This window comes from Erwinia sp. (assembly GCF_031978025.1).
In the GTDB taxonomy this organism is placed as follows: domain Bacteria; phylum Pseudomonadota; class Gammaproteobacteria; order Enterobacterales; family Enterobacteriaceae; genus Erwinia.
Window position 1 is genome coordinate 1 of the sequence record NZ_DALZCD010000311.1, and the last position, 4,871, is coordinate 4,871.

General features: G+C 57.3%; 5 protein-coding genes and 1 pseudogene. 2 read left to right on the forward strand and 4 right to left on the reverse strand.

Features of this window, described 5'->3' with window-relative positions; genetic code table 11:
• On the forward strand, positions 1-577 hold a 577-nt coding region (locus RTK32_RS19060; protein WP_312046752.1), incomplete at its 5' end, for an NrtR DNA-binding winged helix domain-containing protein.
• A gap of 10 nt (positions 578-587) precedes the next feature.
• Here the strand turns inward: RTK32_RS19060 and tauD are convergent.
• Genes tauD through tauA form a run of 4 tightly spaced genes read right to left on the reverse strand, consistent with a single transcriptional unit; the run spans position 588 to position 4,020 of the window.
• Positions 588-1,445 (reverse strand): taurine dioxygenase, encoded by an 858-nt coding sequence (gene tauD, locus RTK32_RS19065; protein ID WP_312046754.1) that lies wholly within the window; start codon positions 1,443-1,445, stop codon positions 588-590.
• Positions 1,442-2,269, reverse strand: coding sequence for a taurine ABC transporter permease TauC (gene tauC, locus RTK32_RS19070; RefSeq protein ID WP_312046755.1), 828 nt, complete (start codon positions 2,267-2,269; stop codon positions 1,442-1,444). Before tauC ends, tauD begins: the two co-directional genes overlap by 4 nt.
• Positions 2,266-3,033 (reverse strand): taurine ABC transporter ATP-binding subunit, encoded by a 768-nt coding sequence (gene tauB / locus RTK32_RS19075; protein WP_312046757.1) that lies wholly within the window; start codon positions 3,031-3,033, stop codon positions 2,266-2,268. Before tauB ends, tauC begins: the two co-directional genes overlap by 4 nt.
• 9 nt (positions 3,034-3,042) lie before the next feature.
• Positions 3,043-4,020 carry a taurine ABC transporter substrate-binding protein gene (gene tauA, locus RTK32_RS19080; RefSeq protein WP_312046759.1) on the reverse strand — a complete coding sequence of 326 codons (978 nt, stop codon included), beginning with the start codon at positions 4,018-4,020 and terminating at the stop codon, positions 3,043-3,045.
• 471 nt (positions 4,021-4,491) lie between these two features.
• On the opposite strand from tauA, the pseudogene RTK32_RS19085 reads away from it, so the two are divergent.
• A pseudogene (locus RTK32_RS19085) lies at positions 4,492-4,871 on the forward strand (hydrolase); the annotation flags it as partial.

Here is a 4,871-nt window from a genome sequence, read left to right on the forward strand (position 1 = left end):
GTGGGGATTGCCGGGAGGCTTTATCGATATGCAGTTTGATACCTCTACGCGCGCTACCGCTTTACGCAAGCTGCAGGAGAAAACCGGGGTGGTCCCGCCGTGGCTGGAGCAGCTTGAAACGTTTTCCGGACCCGATCGCGATCCGCGCGGCTGGAGCCTGACCACCGCCTGGTATGCCCTGATTGCGCAGGAAAGCTGCCAGCCCCGCAGCGGCGACGTCAGTGATGCTCTGTGGCTACCGGTAGCCGCCGCGATGCAGCGCAATGATATCGCCTTTGATCACCAGGCGATTATCAGCAGCGCCTTAAAGCGGCTGCGGCAGAAAACCCTGTATACGCTGCTGCCGGTGTTCTGCCTGCCGGAGCATTTTACGCTGACACAGTTACAGGAAGCTACCGAGGCCATCCTTGACCGGCCAGTACAGCGCAAAAGCCTGATCCGTCGCTTTGACTCCTCAGAGATGTTTGAGGAGACGGGTGAAAGCGTAGCCACCGGTGCGCGCAAAGCCAAACTCTACCGTCGCAAAAAAGAGGCTGACGTACATAACTTCACACGCAATCTTATGCCTGCCGATTAGCGCGTGTCGCTCAGGAGCGGGAGGCCCGATAAAAAGGCTTGTCGCCCAGAATAGTGGCACGATGCATAATTCGCCGGGCAGGCAAATAGTCTGCATTAGCGTAGTGCTGCGTTACCCGGTTATCCCAAATCGCTACATCGTCCTGCTGCCAGCGCCAGCGCACCTGAAATTCCGGCTTAGTGATATGCGCAAACAAAAAGCTCAGCAACGCGTCGCTCTCTTTCGGGCTTAAATCGACAATACGCGTGGTAAAACCTTCATTAACAAACAACGCTGATTTACCGCTAACCGGATGCGTACGCACTACCGGGTGCAACAGCGGCGGATGACTGGCAACCGCCTGCTTCCAGCGCTGATGCTCTTCTTCGCTACCACGGGACTTAAATTCCTGAAACGATTTGGTAAAGTCATGTTCTGCGCGTAATCCACTGAGCAATGCCTTAAACGGCTCGGAGAGCGCTTCCCAGGCCGCAATACCGCTAGCCCACAGCGTGTCGCCGCCCGTTTCCGGCAGCTGTTTCGCCGCCAGGATTGCACCGGCCGGCGGCGTGTCAATGAAGGTGACATCGGTATGCCAGTTATCGTTATCCGGCGGGTTATCATTGTGCGTGTCCAGCACGATAATCTCTTCCACACCTGGTGCGTGTGGATAAACAGGATGGATATGCAGATCGCCGAAGCGGGCTGCCAGCGCTCGCTGTTGGGCGGGCGTAACAGGCTGATGACGGAAAAACAGGACCTGATGGCGGATCAACGCATGGTAAAGCTGCTCAAACTGCGCGTCGCTTAGCGGGCGGCTGAGATCGACGTTAGCGACCTGAGCACCAATGTTCGGGCCAAGCGCGGTAACAGACAGACGTTCGTTCATGATGAGACTCCATGCCAGGGGGTTAAACGGCGCTGTAAGGCGCGCAGCCCCAGCTCCAGCGTAAAGGCAATCAGCGCGATAACAGCAATGCCTGCCAGTACCACATCAGTGGCCAGAAATTCTCCGGCAGATTGCACCATAAAGCCCAGCCCGCGCGTGGCGGCGATAAGCTCGGCGGCCACCAGTGTTGACCAGCCGACGCCAAGACCGATACGCAGGCCGGTTAAAATTTCCGGCAGCGCGCCGGGCAGCAGGACAAACCACAGCATCTGCCAGCGAGTCGCGCCCAATGACTGTGCAGCCCGCAGACGAACCTGCTGCGCGCTTTGCACGCCTGCCAGCGTCGACATCACTACGGGAGCGAAAATCGCCAGGTAAATCAGCAGGACTTTGGACGTTTCGCCAATGCCAAACCAGATGACGATCAGCGGAAGATAAGCCAACGGTGGCACCGGTCGGTACAGTTCAATCAGCGGGTCAAGGATGCCGCGCGCGGTTTCGCTCAGCCCCATCAGAATGCCGGTCGGCACGCCGATCAGCGTGGCGGCCAGCAGCGCTATCGCTATTCTCGTCAGGCTGGCCGCCAGATGTTGCCAGAGCGTCGCATCCATAAAACCCTGCGGGCTGGCGACCACCAGCAGCTGATGGAAAACCTGCTTCGGCGAGGGTAAAAAAAGCGGAGCAATCAGGCCAAAAGCCGTGACGGCCCACCAGATGACCAGCAGCGTCAACAGCGTCGCCACGCTCAGCGTAAACTGACGATTGACTGGCCAACGCAGCCCGGGCCGGCGCACAGCGGCTTTTTCGGTGGATAACAGGCTCATGAAAATACCTCGCGCTGTTGGAAAACCTGACTCAATACGTGTTCACGCGTCGCGATAAAATCGGGATCGGACTTAATGCTGCGGCAAGCTTCTCCGTCGGCATAGCGGCGGCCAAACGCCAGCGGCAAACGCTCGATAATTCTGCCCGGGCCTGGCGACAGCAGAATCAGTTCGCTGGCCAAAAAGACGGCCTCTTCGATATCGTGCGTAATCAACAGCACCTGCTTGCCGCTGTCTCGCCACAGATTCAGCAACAGCTCCTGCATTTGCTCACGGGTAAACGCATCCAGCGCACCAAAAGGCTCATCCAGTAACAGCAGCTGCGGGTCGGCAGCTAATGCCCTCGCAATGCCGACGCGCTGGCGCATTCCGCCAGAAAGCTGCCAGATAAATTTCTTTTCTGCGCCGCCCAGGCCTACCTTTTTCAGCATCTGGCGGGCCGTTTCGTGGCGCGTCGCTTTGTCTGTGCCGGCCAGCTGCAACCCAAAGGCGACGTTATCAAGCACGTTGCGCCATGGCAGCAGTCCCTCATGCTGAAACACCACGCCGCGCTCGGCCCCCGGCCCGCTTACGCGCTGGCCATCCAGCGTGATGCTCCCGGAATCCGGCGTAAGGAAACCGGCGATCAGATTCAGCAGCGTGGTTTTACCGCAGCCGGAAGGTCCCAGCACGACAACCAGTTCTTTCCCGGCTATCGTCAGGTTAATATTTTCAAGCGCGAGGTGGCCGTCGTAACGGGCCGTCAGATGCGAGACCGAAAGCATGGCGACTCCTTACTGAGTAAGATTTTTAACAAAGCGGTCGGTGACAAAGCGGCTGTAATCACTGGCGACCTGCGGCACTTTGCCCTGTTCTTTTAAAAACTGAGCGGTATCGCCGATAGCTTTATCAACCGGCTGGCCCAGCTGCGCGACCTGCTGCTGCGCCGTCAGGTAGGTATTGCCTTTTACCAGCCCCGGCACCTGCTGCGCTGGCACACCGCTCAGACGCGACAGCTTGTTAAGATTGTTTTCATCCTTAAGCCAGCTTTCAGGGTTATCCAGATAGGCCTTTTGTGCCGCCAGCGCGCTACGGGCGAAAGCGGTGACCACTTCAGGATGCTGCTGCGCGAAATCTTTGCGCACCACCCAAACGTCCAGCGTTGGCGCACCCCATTTGCCTACCTGGGCGGAATCCGTCAGCACCGTCCCTTCTTTTTCCAGCTCGTTCACCGCCGGTGCCCAGGCGTAGGCACCGTCAATATCGCCGCGCTGCCAGGCGGCAATAATTGCGGGCGGCTGCAGATTGACGATTTGCACCTGGCCTGGCTTAAGGCCCCAATGCTTAAGCGCGGCCAGCAGGCTGTAGTGCGTGGTGGAGATAAAAGGCACGGCGATACGTTTGCCGATTAAGTCTTTGGGATCCTTGATGCTTTTCTTCACCACCAGCGCTTCAGAATTGCCAAGCTGCGACGCCAGCAGAAAGACTTCAATCGGCACCTGCTGACTGGCTGCCACGGCGAGCGGACTTGAGCCGATATTACCGATTTGCACATCGCCCGAAGCCAGCGCCCTGACCACGCTGGACCCGCTGTCAAACTTGCGCCAGTCCACCTTTGCGCCACTGGTTTGGGCGAAAGTGTTATCGGCCTGCGCGACCTTGGCCGGTTCCGCCGAGGTCTGATACGCCACGGTAACGTCAACGGCCTGCGCGCTTAGCGTGGAGAGAGAAAGGGTGACGGCCAGCAGTGAAAGAGAAAATTGATGCGTCATGCTTTGCTCCGGTTGTTATTGTTATAAAGGTGAATAAAACCTTTGTAACCGAGAGCGATTGCCGCAATAAAGTAATTAAAAATTATCGGTTATAACGATAAGTCCTTAGAAGAAAGGCGGGATTTTATTGCCAAAAAACGGCATAAAAAACCGTACAGGCAGAGACAGGTTACCTGCCGCTTCCTGTACCGGGTACAAAGCAGGAGTGGCCTGCCAATATCTGACGCGACAGGCAGCGCCTGCCCGGTATTGCGGTATAACGTTTGTCGACAGCGACGGCTACAGGAAACTAAATTGGCGTCCGGGAGTGTGCTTAACCTATTATCAGAGCCTTGTGCGCTTGTAGCGCGTCAAAGCAGATCCGGCTTCGACTACGTTTTCAGTTAAACAGGGCAAGGCGTTTATTGCCTGTGCCGGAAAATGACTCGCCGAAGCCACTCACGTGATAAGGATCCTACAGACCTTTTGAAGATGAATGTTAACCCGGCGGCGGCCGTTTTTCGCCCGATAACAGGCATGAGCAACGCGCATCTGCAAACCATCCTGCCGCGCCTGATCCGTCGCCGTATCGTTTTACGTCCGCACTGGCAGCGTCTGACGCTCCCGGACAGCGATTTTGTCGATCTGGCCTGGAGTGAAGATCCGGCGCGCGCAAGCCACAAGCCACGCGTGATAATTTTCCACGGCCTTGAGGGCAGCGTTCACAGCCCTTATGCGCATGGGCTTTTGCAGGCCTGTCAGCAGCGAGGCTGGCTGGGCGTCGTGATGCATTTTCGCGGCTGTAGCGGCGAACCGAATCGCCTGGAGCGTATCTACCATTCGGGCGAAACCGAAGACGCCAGCTATTTTCT